At 72.3% G+C, this 12873-nt stretch carries 16 protein-coding genes; 7 read left to right on the forward strand and 9 right to left on the reverse strand.

The window, feature by feature from the left end; all coding sequences use genetic code 11:
* From AB0F10_RS39375 to AB0F10_RS39400, 6 genes are all read right to left on the reverse strand, one after another.
* The coding region (locus AB0F10_RS39375; protein WP_360637670.1) for a hypothetical protein at positions 1-251 on the reverse strand (251 nt) is incomplete at its 3' end.
* Positions 244-1128 (reverse strand): hypothetical protein, encoded by an 885-nt coding sequence (locus tag AB0F10_RS39380; protein WP_360637673.1) that lies wholly within the window; start codon positions 1126-1128, stop codon positions 244-246. The genes AB0F10_RS39375 and AB0F10_RS39380, both read right to left, overlap by 8 nt.
* 4 nt (positions 1129-1132) lie before the next feature.
* Positions 1133-1393: a hypothetical protein gene (locus AB0F10_RS39385; protein WP_184993254.1), complete on the reverse strand. Its 261-nt coding sequence runs from the start codon at positions 1391-1393 to the stop codon at positions 1133-1135.
* A gap of 107 nt (positions 1394-1500) precedes the next feature.
* Positions 1501-1875 carry a hypothetical protein gene (locus tag AB0F10_RS39390; protein WP_360637676.1) on the reverse strand — a complete coding sequence of 125 codons (375 nt, stop codon included), beginning with the start codon at positions 1873-1875 and terminating at the stop codon, positions 1501-1503.
* Between the two features lie 38 nt (positions 1876-1913).
* A complete protein-coding gene (locus AB0F10_RS39395) occupies positions 1914-2894 on the reverse strand; it encodes a LysR family transcriptional regulator (RefSeq protein WP_360637679.1) in 981 nt (326 codons plus the stop codon).
* A 180-nt stretch (positions 2895-3074) separates the two neighbouring features.
* On the reverse strand, positions 3075-3680 hold the full coding sequence (locus AB0F10_RS39400; protein WP_360637682.1) for a hemerythrin domain-containing protein: 606 nt from the start codon (positions 3678-3680) through the stop codon (positions 3075-3077).
* Positions 3681-3747: 67 nt separating this feature from the next.
* Between AB0F10_RS39400 and AB0F10_RS39405 the strand changes: the two genes are divergently transcribed.
* Together AB0F10_RS39405 and AB0F10_RS39410 are read left to right on the forward strand one after the other, a co-directional pair.
* A complete protein-coding gene (locus AB0F10_RS39405; protein WP_360637685.1) occupies positions 3748-5058 on the forward strand; it encodes a M20/M25/M40 family metallo-hydrolase in 1311 nt (436 codons plus the stop codon).
* Between the two features lie 19 nt (positions 5059-5077).
* Entirely contained in the window at positions 5078-5746 is a 669-nt protein-coding gene (locus AB0F10_RS39410; protein ID WP_360637688.1) for a hypothetical protein, read from the forward strand.
* A 387-nt stretch (positions 5747-6133) separates the two neighbouring features.
* Here AB0F10_RS39410 and AB0F10_RS39415 read toward each other — a convergent pair whose 3' ends face one another.
* The 3 genes from AB0F10_RS39415 to AB0F10_RS39425 form a co-directional block, all read right to left on the reverse strand.
* Positions 6134-6325 (reverse strand): DUF5703 family protein, encoded by a 192-nt coding sequence (locus tag AB0F10_RS39415; protein ID WP_360637691.1) that lies wholly within the window; start codon positions 6323-6325, stop codon positions 6134-6136.
* Between the two features lie 265 nt (positions 6326-6590).
* Positions 6591-6968 (reverse strand): nuclear transport factor 2 family protein, encoded by a 378-nt coding sequence (locus AB0F10_RS39420; RefSeq protein ID WP_360637694.1) that lies wholly within the window; start codon positions 6966-6968, stop codon positions 6591-6593.
* Between the two features lie 96 nt (positions 6969-7064).
* Positions 7065-8081 (reverse strand): aldo/keto reductase, encoded by a 1017-nt coding sequence (locus tag AB0F10_RS39425; protein ID WP_360637697.1) that lies wholly within the window; start codon positions 8079-8081, stop codon positions 7065-7067.
* A gap of 166 nt (positions 8082-8247) precedes the next feature.
* Here AB0F10_RS39425 and AB0F10_RS39430 point away from each other — a divergent pair, with 166 nt between their 5' ends.
* The 5 genes from AB0F10_RS39430 to mshC form a co-directional block, all read left to right on the forward strand.
* Positions 8248-9300 (forward strand): LLM class F420-dependent oxidoreductase, encoded by a 1053-nt coding sequence (locus AB0F10_RS39430; RefSeq protein WP_360637700.1) that lies wholly within the window; start codon positions 8248-8250, stop codon positions 9298-9300.
* Positions 9301-9302: 2 nt separating this feature from the next.
* Positions 9303-9989, forward strand: coding sequence for an MSMEG_4193 family putative phosphomutase (locus tag AB0F10_RS39435; RefSeq protein ID WP_360637703.1), 687 nt, complete (start codon positions 9303-9305; stop codon positions 9987-9989).
* 227 nt (positions 9990-10216) lie between these two features.
* Positions 10217-10813: a DUF3090 domain-containing protein gene (locus tag AB0F10_RS39440; RefSeq protein ID WP_360637706.1), complete on the forward strand. Its 597-nt coding sequence runs from the start codon at positions 10217-10219 to the stop codon at positions 10811-10813.
* Between the two features lie 17 nt (positions 10814-10830).
* Positions 10831-11625 (forward strand): SCO1664 family protein, encoded by a 795-nt coding sequence (locus tag AB0F10_RS39445; protein WP_360637712.1) that lies wholly within the window; start codon positions 10831-10833, stop codon positions 11623-11625.
* Between the two features lie 54 nt (positions 11626-11679).
* On the forward strand, positions 11680-12873 hold a 1194-nt coding region (gene mshC / locus AB0F10_RS39450; RefSeq protein ID WP_360637709.1), incomplete at its 3' end, for a cysteine--1-D-myo-inosityl 2-amino-2-deoxy-alpha-D-glucopyranoside ligase.

A 12873-nucleotide genomic window follows, 5' to 3' on the forward strand; every position in this document is an offset into this window, starting at 1 on the left:
CCCGCTTCGCGGCGAGCTGCACGACGGCCTGCAGGTAGCCCAGCGGCATGCCGGTGTCGTAGCGGTGGTCTGTCCCGCTGGTCGGCAAGCCTGATCCGGCGCTCCCGGGCCGCGGCCGCCACCCGGGCCCGCCGGGTCACCGCCGCCTCGAACTCGTCGCGGGCGGCCGCGAAGGCGCTCTCCGCCACGCCGAGGGCGTGCGACAGCGCCGCCCGGACCTCGACGACCTGTTGCGCCCTGCTGTCAGGCATCGACACCACGGGGCGGCAGCGGTTCGGGTGCGGCCGGGTCGAGCGTCGCCGGATCCCGCCCCAGCCGGGCCAGCAGGACCCCGGTCAGCACGCTGGCGGTGACCGCGGAGTCGGCCGGGTGCGCCTGGGCCTGCGCGGCGGGCGGCGGCGTCCGGCAGATCCGGGCCAGCAGATTGTCGAGGACGTCGGGCGGGGTGCCGGGCAGCAGCGACCGCACCCGGCCGCCGGCGGCGCTGCGCAGCCGCGGCAGGTCGTCGGGCCCCGGCTCGTGACCGAGCAGGTCACCGGCCAGGCGGTGCAGCACGGGCGGGGTCACCGCGGAGAGGCCGAGCCCGGTGGCGGCGTTGACGCCGTGCAGGTCGCGGCCGAGCCGGGCGCGGTCGCCGGAGCGCACCCCGGCGGCGACCCGGCGCAGCAGCTCGGCGGTGTCGGCCGGCCGCTCGCGCGGCGTGCCGTCGGCCCGTGGCGGGGGCGGGGCCTCGCCGGTGAGCTTCTCGACCCGCTCGCGCCACCAGGGGCCGAGCCGCTCCGGCGGCGGCGCGTGCTCCTGCTGGCGGGCGGCGGGCTGCTCGTCCTCGCGGAGGCCGGCCTTCCAGTCGCGGTCCGGTGACGCGCTCGCCTCGGCGGCGAGGCCGAGCTGGGCCAGGTATGCCGCGATGGCGTCCTGCGCCAGCCGCAGCGCGGCCGCGGCGTGCTCGGCGTGCTCGGTGGCGTTGCCGAGCTGCGGCACGCCGATCGGGTCGATCGAGGTCTGTCGCACCCAGTTCAGCAGCTCGGTGGCGCTGCGCAGCCGCTCCATCGCCACCGAGACGACGCCGGTCGGCAACTCGTCCGAGGTGGCGCGGAGCTGGGCGCCGAGTTCCTGCAGCAGGGACATCGCGTTACAGCGTCGCCGTGTAGTTCTGCGCCTGCTCGACCGCGAGCAGGGTGGCGCCGAGGCACTCCTCGAGCTGCTGGTCGGCCTGCGACAGGGAGGCATGCACGGCGCCGACGGCGTCGTTGGCGCTGCCGTCGAGCGCGGAGGCCAGGCTCTGCTGGGCCTCCCCGAGCTTCTCCCGGGCCGCCTGGATCGCCGCTTGGCTCTCCGTGACCTGTTGGAGCGCGGCATCCACGGCCGCTCTGACCTCGGCGACGCTGGCCACTCGTGCAGCCTCCTGCGGTATAGGTGCGGCGTTAGGACCTCAGAATAGTCGTCCCTGATGCGATGGTCGTGCCCGCACGCCCCTTTCGTGAATCCGGGCCGCCGCGCTCACCTCGGCACGCTGCCGGGGCCGCGTACCTCGGCGCCCAGGGCGGTCACCCGGTCGCGCAGGCCGCGGTCGGCGGTCACCACGACCAGCCGGCGGCCGCGGCCCTCCCGGGCCACGAGATCCACTATCGCGTCGTCGCCGGATCCGGTCGCGCGCTCCAGCCGTACCCCGTCGACGGCCGGGATGTCCCGGGCCCTGCCCTCCACGACCAGCACGACCTCGACGGGCCCCGGGAGGTCCGGCAGGCCGGCGGCGTTGACCGGGAGCAGGGCGTCACGCAGCCGGGCGTTGGCGCCGGCCCGGTCGCGCCACCAGCCGTCCGGATTGGAGCCGACGACGTTGGCGGCGTCGACGACCAGCAGCGGAACGGCCATGTGGACGAGCGTCTCACAATCCGATGAGCCGCCGGGCGTTACGCCGCCGTGAGCTGGGCGCCGCCGAGCTGCGGGTAGTCCTCGAGCCACTCGATGTAGAGGGGGTTGCGGGCGACGACCTCCGCGTACGCCTCGCCGGCCATGCCCATCAGGCGCGGCGCGACCCGGGCCGCCGGGCTGTCCGGGTGCCAGCCGAGCACCTGCCGCCAGCGCAGCGGCGCGCCCTGCAGGGGACGGTGGGTGAGCCCGGCCGGCGGCCGGAACGTCGGCTGGCACAGCGCGAGCGCGAGCCCGGATTCCACCATGTCGACGCAGCCGCGGATGTCGGTCTCCAGCATCCGCCGCGGAGTGAACCCGTTTCGCGCGCAGGCCGCGGCGAAGCAGTCGCCGAAGCAGCCGTCCCCGGTGCCGGCGACCCACTGCTCGTCGGCGAGCTCGGCGAGGTCGACCTCGACGCCCTTGGCCGCCGGGTGGTCGTCGGGCATCAGCACGCAGACCCCGTCGATGGCGATGGTCTGCCACACCAGGCCGTAGTCCGCCGAGGGGATGGCGTCGCCGCAGACGCCGACCTGTGCGTAGTCCAGCTTGCCGGCGAGGACCATGGTGGCCAGCTCGTCGACGTAGTAGGAGGCGTGGGTGGTGATCTGGGCCTCGGGCTGGGCCTCGGAGAGCCGGTGCACCATGCCGCCGATGACCGGTCCGCCGATCGCGCCGATCCGGTAGCGGGTCATGACGTTCTCGTCGGTGCCGGACCCGGCGAGCCGGGCCGCCTCGTCCTGCAGGCCCTTCATCGCGGGCAGCAGCACCCGGGCCCGGGACAGCACGAGCTCGCCGAGCGCCGTCGGCCGGGCGCCACGACGATCACGATCGAAGAGCGGGCCGCCCAGAGTCCGCTCGATGCGTTGCAGCTGTGCGGTCAGAGCCGGCTGGGCGAGGCCCAGCAGCGATGCCGCCTTCGTCACGCTGCCCGTCTCCGCGATGGCACAGACCACCTTGAGATGCCGCAGCTCCAGGTTCATAGCGTGACGGTAGGACGTTCGCGGGATATCGGCTAGACCTTCGGCCATGCAAAGATCCTCCACTTGTGACAAATGGGTTAACCAAAAGGACAGATCCAGCTAAGCCGTACGCTGGTCCGGGCACAGATCGTCGATGATCTATGCACTATGAGTGAAAACTCCGTCCACTTTGTACTTTGTTCACAAATCGCGGGAGTGGGTGGTCCGCCGGCCCACGACATCGCGGACCTTGTCGGCCAGCGCCACCGCCGGATCGACGATCTTGTTCCACGGCGGCGTCGCCGGGGTGCCCGGGTGCGGGCGGGTCGGCGCAGCCTCCTCCGCGAGCTCCACCCGGTTGCCGAGCCGGATCAGCTCCTCCACCGAAGCCATCCGCTGCAGCAGCGGCAGCAGCTCGGCATCCGCCGCGCCCGCGTGCCGCAGCACCCGGCGGCGGACATCGCCGGCGCGGGCCGCCCGGTTGCCGTCGTCCGCGGCCTCCAGGAGCAACAGCGCCTCCAGCAACGCCCGGTCCTCGGCGATCTCCCGGTCCACCAGCGCATAGCCGTCCGGCACCGCCGCCCGTACGGCCGGATACAGGTACTGCTCCTCAGCGGAGAGATGCCGCGACAGCTCGGCGCCGACGACCTGGGCGACCGAACGGCGCCGGTCCGGCTCCGTGCCGTCGTCGACCAGCTCGTCGCAGAGGGCGATCAGCTCGCGGTGCTCCCGGCAGATGACATCGATGACATTGGGGCCGGTCGTCTCGCCGCCCACGGGCGGCAGCGGCGGAAGATGTAAGGACACGGCCGGCCAATACCCGAACCCGATCTCCCGCCAAACGTCGCCCGGGGCCAACTGGTAAGAAGAGCGCATGGAACCTGTCTCCGCCGCCGAAGAGGTCGTCGAACTCTGCCGCGACCTGCTCCGGATCGACACCACCAACACCGGAGACCCGCGTACGACCGTGGGCGAGCGGGTCGCCGCGGAGTACGTCGCCGGCAAGCTCACCGAGGTCGGCATCGAGGTCGAACTGCACGAGTCCGCGCCGACCCGGGCCAACCTGGTCGCCCGGATCCCCGGCGCCGACCGCACCCGCGGCGCGCTGCTCGTGCACGGGCACCTCGACGTGGTGCCCGCCGACGCCAGTGAATGGTCGGTGCCGCCCTTCTCCGGCGAGGAGAAGGACGGCTACCTCTGGGGCCGCGGCGCGATCGACATGAAGGACTTCGACGCGATGGTGCTCGCCGTCGTCCGCGGCTGGCAGCGCACCGGCTACGTGCCGCCCCGCGACATCGTCCTCGCATACACCGCCGACGAGGAGGCGGGCATGGAGTACGGCTCGCAGTACCTCGTCCGCGAGCACGCCGGGCTCTTCGAGGGCTGCACCGAGGCGATCGGCGAGGTCGGCGGCTTCTCCTACACGATCAACGACGACTTGCGCCTCTACCTGGTCGAAACCGCCGAGAAGGGCATCGACTGGCTGCGCCTGCACGCCAAGGGTCGGCCCGGACACGGCTCGTTCGTGCACGACGACAACGCCGTCACCGCGCTCGCCGAGGCCGTCGCCGCCGTCGGCCGGCACCGGTTCCCCATGGTCATCACCCCGACCGTGCGCTCGTTCCTCGAGCAGGTCTCCGAGGCGCTCGGCATCGACCTCGACCCCGACGAGCCGGAACTGGCCATCTCCAAGCTCGGGCCCATCGCCAACGTGATCGGCGCGACCGTGCGCAACACGGCCAACCCGACCCGGCTCGAGGCCGGCTACAAGGACAACGTCATCCCGAGCAAGGCATCGGCCACCATCGACTGCCGCACCCTGCCCGGCCAGGCCGAGATCTTCCTCGAGCAGCTGCGCGACGTCATCGGCCCCGACATCGAGATCGAGCACATCTCGCGGCAGGGCGCCCTGGAGACCGGCTTCGACGGCGCCCTCGTCGAGGCGATGGGCGCGGCCCTGCGCGCCGAGGACCCGGGCGCCCGCACCGTGCCCTACATGCTCTCCGGCGGCACCGACGCCAAGGCCTTCAGCACGCTGGGCATCCGCTGCTTCGGCTTCGCGCCGCTCAAGCTGCCCGCCGACCTGAACTTCTCCGCCTTGTTCCACGGCGTGGACGAGCGGGTGCCCGTCGAAGGACTACAGTTCGGCGTGCGTGTGCTCGACCGACTGCTGCAGGCGAGCTGATGAGAGGACTTTTCACACCATGACCGACCAGTACGCGGAGCTCGACGCCGCTCTAGAGCGGGTCGTCGAGGCCGCGAAAGCCCACCTGGCGGCGGTCAAGGCCGCCCAGGGCCGGGTGGATGACGACGATGTGTGGCAGGCGTACGTCAACCTCAACAACACCTCCTTCGCCTACGACGAGCAGCTGCTCGAGGCGTTCGGCGAAGTGACGCCGTGGGATGTCGAGTCGATCGACCCGGACGAGGCCGACCAGCGCTTCGGCGGTCTCGTCGGCGGCCCGGAGGACGGCGACGCCGACCCGCACCCGCGGGTGATCTCGGTGCGCCAGCGCCGCGACTACCGGGTGCCCAGCGTCGCGGCCCTGCTGCGCGTCGCGGACGCCGCCCGCCGCAACCTGGTGCCGGCCGACGACGAGGCCGGCCCGATCGACTCGGTCGGCGAGGCCGTGCTCGAGCTGCTGCAGGCCGGCGACGGGTCGCTGTCCTCGCTCGACGTGCCGGAGCTGGAGCCGCTCGACGGCCTGCTCACGGTCAGCGAGGTGGCGGTGCCGCTCGACCTGGAGGCGTTCGCCGACGAGGACGGCGCGGGACCGTTCGCCCCCGGCACCGACGACCTGCTCGTCGGCCGCCTGGACGAACACCCCTACCTCTCCGACGAGGAAGACGACCACGCCGGTCACCAGCACTGAGTTGTTGGCCTCGCTTCGCTCGGCGGCAGTGCGCCTTTTACGTCGTTGTCGGGGGCACCGAAAATGACCACGGCAAAGGGCGCCTAGTCATTTTCGGCACCCCCGACAACGACGGCGCACTGCGACTTTGGTCCCGGTTAGAGCGGGTTGTGGGCGCGGCTGGGTCTTTGCTTGGGCGCGGCTGGGTCTTTGCTTGGGCGTGGATGGCGTTGGTTGTGGCCGGGTTGGGCGTGCTGTGGGTCGCTTGATCTGGCTGTGGTCGTCAGCGGGGCCCGCCCGGCGCTCGTCGGGCGGCCGGGGCGGCTGCGGCTGCGCTTCGACGGCGGACGGCGGGTTCGGGCATGAAGGGGCGCCCGCCTCGGGTTCGGGGCGGGCGCGGCTTTTCTGTTATATCGACAGACCCGGCTGCAGGGGGCCCTGCACCTTGCGGCGGAGCATCACCTGCCGGGTTCCGTCCCGGAAGAGCTGGACGCGGGCCAGCTCCCATCCCGAGAATTCCGCCTGGATCGCCAGCTGCGCCGCAGCGGTCAAGCGATCGACATTCGATGGCAACCGGAGCGGCGCGTACTCGTAGTCCATGGGTGCAAGAATGCCCCCGAACGAGGCTCGAGACAACTACTGACCAGCGGATATTCACTCCCAGCAACGACGGGGTAAAGCCTCGGATGCGTGTCCCTCCGGACCTGGCCTGGTCAAACTGGGCCCGGTCTGGAAGCCACTGCGCCGGTCCGCGGTCACGGTATGTGACCTTGCCTGTGGCCACGTTCTCGAACCGCTGAGCTGCCCGGTCCGCGCCGTCCCCCGGTGATCGATCCTCCGTCACCGGCGAAATCCGGCACCCCGGTCAGGTCATGCCGGCGTGGGCGGCGATGATCCGCCAGCCGTGCCGGTCGTCGCATATCCAGGTCCGGGTGTAGCGCATCTGTGCCTTGAACGGCGCGCCGGCGATCGTGCCCTCCAGCACGCCGAGGAACCACGTGACACCCGTTTCCCCGGCCACCAGCACCGTCAGCTCCTGCTCGCGGATGCTCGTGATCACCTGCTTGCCGGTGCGATGGACCTGCAGGTCGTCCTGCTTGGTGTAGCGGTTGCCGTCGGGACCGGTGAAGATGAGCCGCTCGTCGAGCAGCAGGTCGAGCGATGCGACGTCCGATGCCAGCTGGGCGGCCTGCAGCCGTCGTTCCGCCCGGCGTAGCTCCTCGGCCCGGACCTCATCCTCCATCGCGTCCTCCACTCGATCGCCGCGCCCGGCAATTCGATCCTACGGACGCTCGCGCACCCAGGCCCGGGAGGCAGGTCCTCCAGCAGGCACAGGCGTCTAATATTCGCCCGGACCCGGCATGTCTGCGGTCCCCGGGCCGGTCAGGCCCTCTCTTTCGGGGTAGCCGACCTGCACCGAGGACACGTCGTCCAGGGCGCCGGCGATCTCGGCCGGCAGGGTGAGCTCGTCGCTCATCAGCGCACCCTGCAACTGGCCCGCCGTCCGCGCGCCCAGGATCGGCGCCACCACGCCCGGCCGGTCGCGGATCCAGGCCAGCGCCACCTCGACCGGCGAGACCCCCAGCCCGCCGGCGGCGATCACCACGGCCTCGACGATGCTCGAGCTGCGCGGCTCCAGGTACGTCTGCACGAACGGCGCCAGGTGATCGGTGGCGGCCCGCGAGTCCAGCGGGCGGCCGTTACGGTATTTGCCCGTCAGCACGCCGCGGCCCAGCGGCGACCACGGCAGCACGCCGATGCCCAGCGCCGCCGCGGCCGGCAGCACCTCGCGTTCGATGCCGCGTTCCAGCAGCGAATATTCCATCTGCGTCGCGACGATCGGGGCGCGGGCCGGGAACGCCTGCTGCCAGGCGGCGGCCCGGGCGGTCTGCCAGCCGGCGAAGTTGGACACCCCCACGTAGCGGACCCGGCCGCTGTCGACCGCATGATCCAGCGCGGACAGGGTCTCCTCGAGCGGCGTCTGGGGGTCATAGCCGTGCACCTGCCACAGGTCGACATAGTCGGTGCCCAGCCGGCGCAGCGACGCGTCCAGGCTGCGCAGCAGGTGCCCCCGGGAGCTGTCCCGGCGGCGGAAGCCGTACCGGCCGAGGCCGGCCTTCGTGGCGATCAGCACCTCGTCGCGGGGCACCAGGTGGTCGATCAGGGAGCCGATGACGGCCTCGGCGTCGCCGTCGCCGTACACGTCGGCGGTGTCGATCAGGGTGCCGCCGGCCTCCAGATAGAGCTTGAGCTGGTCGGCCGCGTCGTCGGGGTCGGTGTCGCGGCCCCAGGTCATGGTGCCGAGAGCGAGCCGGGAGACCGCCAGCCCGCTTCGGCCGAGCGGTCGTTGTTGCATGGGTGAACCCTATTCAGCCCCGGGCACCCGCGAAATGCTCGTGACAGCTCAATAGGGCCGCGAAGCGTCGGGTAGGCGACCCAACTCACCGAAGATCACGCAACGTGTTCGCCTAGGCTTCGTTACGCGGAGCATCGGCGCTTCCGCGGCAGAACCGGGAGGACCTGTGCGGCTCGGACTCAATCTCGGATATCAGAATGCGGGAAGCACCCCCGCCAACCACCTGGCGATGGCGCAGGAGGCGGACCGGCTCGGCTACGCGGTGGTGTGGGCGGCGGAGGCGTACGGCTCGGACAGCCCGAGCATGCTCGCCTGGATCGCCGGGCAGACCCGGTCGATCGACGTCGGCGCGGCCGTGATGCAGATCCCGGCCCGCAGCCCCGCGATGACCGCGATGACCGCCGCCACGATCGACACCCTCTCCGGCGGCCGGTTCCGGCTCGGCCTGGGCGTCTCCGGGCCGCAGGTCTCCGAGGGCTGGCACGGGGTGCGGTTCGCCAAGCCGCTGGCCCGCACCCGGGAGTATGTCGACATCGTCAAGCTGGCGATCGCCCGCAAGCCGGTGGCCTACGACGGCGAGCACTACACGCTGCCGCTGCCCGACGGACCCGGCAAGGCGCTGCGGCTGGGCTTCCACCCGCCGCGTGAGTCCGTACCCATCTATCTCGCGGCCGTGGGACCGAAGAACCTGGAGCTGGCCGGCGAGATCTCCGACGGCTGGCTGGCGATCTTCTTCGCCCCGGACGCGGCGGGGGACTCGCTGCGGCACATCGAGCACGGCCGGGCCAAGATCGGCGCGGGCCTGGCCGGTTTCGACGTGTCGCCCACGGTGCCGGTGGTGATCGGCGACGACGTCGCGGCGGCCTGCGACGCGATCCGGCCCTACGCCGCGCTGTACGTCGGCGGCATGGGCAGCCGCGAGCAGAACTTCTACAACAAGCTCGCCGTCCGGATGGGCTACCCGGACGAGGCCCGGCAGATCCAGGACCTCTACCTGGACCGCAAGATCCGCGACGCCGCCGCGGCCGTGCCGCAGGAGTTCATCACCCGCACGTCGATGGTCGGCAACCGGGCGCAGATCACCGACCGGATCCGCGAGTACGCCGCCGCCGGCGTCGGCACGCTCTCCGTCAGCCCGTACGTGGGTGACCTGGAGAGCGGCATCGCCACCCTGCGCATCGTCGCGGAGGCCTTCGAGGCGTCGGGGGTGGCCGAGTAGCCGTGGCCACGGTACTGCTGCTCCGCCACGGGCGGACCAACGCGAACGCCTCCGGCGGCCTGGCCGGGCGGATGCCGGTCGAGCTCGACGACACCGGCCGCGGCCAGGCCCTGCGGGTCGGCGAGCGGCTGCGCAAGCTGCCGCTGGCGGCCGTCGTGACCAGCCCGCTGATCCGCTGCCGGCAGACGCTCGACCTGGCCCTGCCCGAGCTCGTCCCGGACATCGACGAGGGCCTGATCGAGTGCGGCTACGGCGACTGGGAGGGCCGCCCGCTCAAGGAGCTCGCGCAGGACCCGCTCTGGCCGGTCGTCCAGCAGCACCCCAGCGCCGTGGTCTTCCCCAACGGTGAGGCGATGGCCGCGATGTCGGCCCGCGCGGTGGCGGCGATCCGGCGCTGGGACGCCCGGGTGACCGCCGAGCACGGCTCGGACGCGCTCTGGCTGGCGTGCACCCACGGTGATGTGATCAAGGCCATCGTCGCGGACGCGATGGGGCTGCACCTGGACGAGTTCCAGCGCCTCGTCGCCGACCCCGCGTCGGTCAGCGTCATCCGCTACACACCCATGCGACCCTTCCTGGTACGCCTCAACGACACCGCCGACCTGTCGGCGCTGGTGCCGAAGCCGGCCGAGGGTGCGCTGCCGGAGTCCGACGCGGCCGTTGGCGGTGGCGCGGGCGGCGGCGCATGAATACGTCATGTGACCGTTGTGTTACCACAGCGTGTGCGTGCTTTGCGCCCTCGGCGAACCGCGGCGGCAGGCTGCGCAACCGCGCGCCCGGACGGCTAGGGTCGAAGCCATGACCGACTGCACCGAGCGAAGCGAGGGCCGGGAGGGCATGGCAAAGGTGGCCCAGTCATGACCGACTGCACCTCGCGAAGCGAGGGCCGGGAGGGCATGGCAGTGGTGACACAGCCATGACGCACCAGGTGCATGCCTTCGAGCCGCCCGAGCGGTTCGTCGCCGGGACGGTGGGCGAGCCGGGAGACCGCACGTTCTTCCTCCAGGCCCGCGGCGGCGGCCGGGTGGTCAGCGTGGCGCTGGAGAAGGTGCAGGTCTCGCTGCTCGCCGAGAAGCTCGAGGAGCTGCTCACCGAGGCCGGCCGCCGCTTCGGTGTCGACCTGCCCGAGGTTCCGGTGCTCGCGATCAACGACAACGAGCCGCTGGACACCCCGGTCGACGAGGAGTTCCGGGTCGGCACGCTCGGCCTGGCCTTCGACGTCGACACGACCACGGTGGTCATCGAGGCGATCGAGGCCGGCGAGAGCGACGCCGAGGTCGAGCTCGGCGACGACGACGATGACGACGGCCCGATCGACGACGATGACGATGATGACGAGCCCGACGACGACCTCGACCGGCTCCGGGTGCGGCTGACCCCGGAGGCGACCCGGGCGTTCATCGACCGGGCCCGCCGGGTGGTCGCCGCCGGCCGGCCGCCGTGCCCGCTCTGCGGCCAGCCGCTCGACCCGGCCGGCCACCTCTGCCCGCGGCACAACGGTTACCACCGGTGACGACGGGGCCCGCTTCCGTGCTCGCGGAGGATGACGCCCTCGAGTTGCTCAGCCGCGGCGCGATGGAGCTCGAGGGGCGCCTGGTCGAGGCCTCCAACACCACGCTGCGGGCCGAGATCACCCTGGACGGGCTGACCCGGCGCTGCGTCTACAAGCCGGTGCGCGGCGAGCGCCCGCTCTGGGACTTCCCCGACGGCACCCTGGCCGGGCGTGAGGTCTCCGCGTTCCTGGTCTCCCAGGCGACCGGCTGGGGGCTGGTGCCGCCGACGATCCTGCGCGACGGCCCGCTCGGCCCCGGCGCCTGCCAGCTCTGGATCGACGAGCCCGAGGACGCGGAGACGCTGATCGGCTTCATCCCGGCCTACGACGTGCCGGCCGGGTGGTTCGCGATCGCCTCGGCCCGCGACGAGATCGGCGACGCCTACGCGCTGGCGCACGCCGACGACCCGCGGCTGTCGCGGCTGGCGGTGCTGGACGCGGTCATCAACAACGCCGACCGCAAGGGCGGCCACGTGCTGTACGCCCCCGGCGGCCGCATCCACGGCGTCGACCACGGCGTCTGCTTCCACGTGGAGAACAAGCTCCGCACGGTGCTCTGGGGCTGGACGGGCAAGGCCATCCCGCCCGAATCGGTGGAGACGCTCGCCGTGCTGGCGGAGAAGCTCGACGGCGCCCTCGGCGCGGCGCTCGAGGAGCACCTGACCGTCACCGAGGTGCAGCAGGTCCGGCTGCGGGTGCGGCGCCTGCTGCGCGCGGCGCGCTTCCCGAAGCCGTCACAGGACTGGCCGGCCGTACCATGGCCGCCGGTCTGAGGCTTTACTCACGCGGGCCGGTTTCTGCCGGTGGGCCTGGATAGGCTTTTGACCATGGACGCATGGATGGGGCACGACGTGCCGACCCTGCCGGGGATCGCGACGCCGCCGGCGCTTTACGACTCGGCCCGCCGGTCGGTGCACCCCACGACGCCGGGTGCGACCGCGACGATGTATGTCTGCGGCATCACGCCCTACGACGCGACACACCTCGGCCATGCCGCCACGATGATCACCTTCGACCTGGTGCAGCGCGCCTGGCGTGACGCCGGCCTCGACGTGAGCTACGTGCAGAACGTCACCGACATCGACGACCCGCTGCTCGAGCGCGCGGCCCGCGACGGCGAGGACTGGGTGGTCCTGGCGATGCGCGAGACGGCCCTGTTCCGCGAGGACATGGAGGCGCTGCGGATGATCCCGCCGGCGCACTACGTCGGCGCCGTCGAGTCCATCCCGGCGATCGCCGCCCACGTGAGCCGGCTGGTCGACGAGGGCGCCGCATACCGGCTCGACGACGGCACCGGCGACGTCTACTTCGCGATTTCGGCGACGCCGTCGTTCGGCTACGAGTCCAACCTGTCCCGCGAGGAGATGCTGGTCCTGTCCGCCCAGCGCGGCGGCGACCCGGAGCGCCCCGGCAAGCGCGACGCGCTCGACCCGCTGCTGTGGCGCGGCGCCCGCGACGGCGAGCCGGCCTGGGACGGCGGCGACCTCGGCCCCGGCCGGCCCGGCTGGCACATCGAGTGCGCGACCATCGCGATCGGCCTGCTCGGCGAGACCATCGACGTGCAGGGCGGCGGCAACGACCTGCTCTACCCGCACCACGAGTGTTCGGCGGCGCACGCCGAGCTGCTCACCGGCGCGGCGCCGTTCGCCGCACACTACGTGCACGCCGGCATGATCGGCCTGGACGGCGAGAAGATGTCGAAGTCCAAGGGCAACCTGGTCTTCGTCTCCCGCCTGCGTGCCGACGGCGTCGACCCGATGGCGGTCCGCGTGGGCCTGCTCGCTGATCACTACCGCGCCGACCGCGAATGGACCGACGACGTGCTCAAGGCCGGCGAGCAGCGCCTGGCCCGCTGGCGCGAGGCGGCGGCGCTGCCGGCCGGCCCGTCCGGCGCCGAGCTGCTCGCCGCGGGCCCCGCGGCCCTGCACGACGACGTCCACGCCCCGGCGATGCTGGACCACGTCGACGCGAGGTCGGAGTCGGCGGGCGACGGGGTCGTCGTCGACCGCCTGGCTGCCGAC

The sequence above is a fragment of the Actinoplanes sp. NPDC026623 genome, from assembly GCF_040638275.1.
In the GTDB taxonomy this organism is placed as follows: Bacteria; Actinomycetota; Actinomycetes; order Mycobacteriales; family Micromonosporaceae; genus Actinoplanes.

Bases quoted from the DNA above. Each gene is read 5' to 3' on its own strand.
- AB0F10_RS39420 (WP_360637694.1), bottom strand. From the start codon at position 6,968: ATGGAGGATGAGGTCCGGGCCGAGGAGCTACGCCGGGCGGAACGACGG.
- AB0F10_RS39390 (WP_360637676.1), bottom strand. From the start codon at position 1,875: ATGGCCGTTCCGCTGCTGGTCGTCGACGCCGCCAACGTCGTCGGCTCC.
- AB0F10_RS39440 (WP_360637706.1), top strand. From the start codon at position 10,217: ATGACGCACCAGGTGCATGCCTTCGAGCCGCCCGAGCGGTTCGTCGCC.
- AB0F10_RS39415 (WP_360637691.1), bottom strand. From the start codon at position 6,325: ATGGACTACGAGTACGCGCCGCTCCGGTTGCCATCGAATGTCGATCGC.
- AB0F10_RS39425 (WP_360637697.1), bottom strand. From the start codon at position 8,081: ATGCAACAACGACCGCTCGGCCGAAGCGGGCTGGCGGTCTCCCGGCTC.
- AB0F10_RS39395 (WP_360637679.1), bottom strand. From the start codon at position 2,894: ATGAACCTGGAGCTGCGGCATCTCAAGGTGGTCTGTGCCATCGCGGAG.
- AB0F10_RS39380 (WP_360637673.1), bottom strand. From the start codon at position 1,128: ATGTCCCTGCTGCAGGAACTCGGCGCCCAGCTCCGCGCCACCTCGGAC.
- AB0F10_RS39410 (WP_360637688.1), top strand. From the start codon at position 5,078: ATGACCGACCAGTACGCGGAGCTCGACGCCGCTCTAGAGCGGGTCGTC.
- AB0F10_RS39405 (WP_360637685.1), top strand. From the start codon at position 3,748: ATGGAACCTGTCTCCGCCGCCGAAGAGGTCGTCGAACTCTGCCGCGAC.